We start from the raw sequence: 531 nt of genomic DNA, 5'->3' as shown, positions 1-531 counted from the left end.
GTGAAGTCGTAACAAGGTAGCCGTAGGGGAACCTGCGGCTGGATCACCTCCTTAATCGACGACATCAGCTGCTCCATAAGTTCCCACACGAATTGCTTGATTCATTGAAGAAGACGATAGAAGCAGCTTTAAGCTCCAAGCTGATAGCTCTGAGCTAATCAGTTACGCGCTCGAAATTGGGTCTGTAGCTCAGTTGGTTAGAGCGCACCCCTGATAAGGGTGAGGTCGGCAGTTCGAATCTGCCCAGACCCACCAATTTTGTATGGGGCCATAGCTCAGCTGGGAGAGCGCCTGCCTTGCACGCAGGAGGTCAGCGGTTCGATCCCGCTTGGCTCCACCATTAACTGCTTCTGCTTGTTAGAGCTTAGAAATGAATATTCCGGCGTGAATATTGATTTCTAGTCTTTGATTAGATCGTTCTTTAAAAATTTGGGTATGTGATAGAAAGATAGACTGAACGTTACTTTCACTGGTAACGGATCAGGCTAAGGTAAAATTTGTGAGTGACTCTTAAGAGTTTTGCGAATTTTC

2 tRNA genes and 1 rRNA gene are annotated in these 531 nt (G+C 46.7%); all 3 read left to right on the top strand.

The window, feature by feature from the left end:
- Positions 1-54 (top strand): 16S ribosomal RNA (locus L6D63_RS28440); the annotation flags it as partial.
- Positions 55-178: 124 nt separating this feature from the next.
- Positions 179-255 (top strand) — tRNA-Ile (locus L6D63_RS28435).
- A 9-nt stretch (positions 256-264) separates the two neighbouring features.
- A tRNA-Ala gene (locus L6D63_RS28430) sits at positions 265-340 on the top strand.
- Positions 341-531: the final 191 nt, after the last annotated feature.

The sequence above is a fragment of the Pseudomonas parakoreensis genome, assembly GCF_021602155.1.
GTDB lineage: Bacteria > Pseudomonadota > Gammaproteobacteria > Pseudomonadales > Pseudomonadaceae > Aquipseudomonas > Aquipseudomonas parakoreensis.
This window is presented reverse-complemented; position numbering and strand designations above follow the sequence as displayed.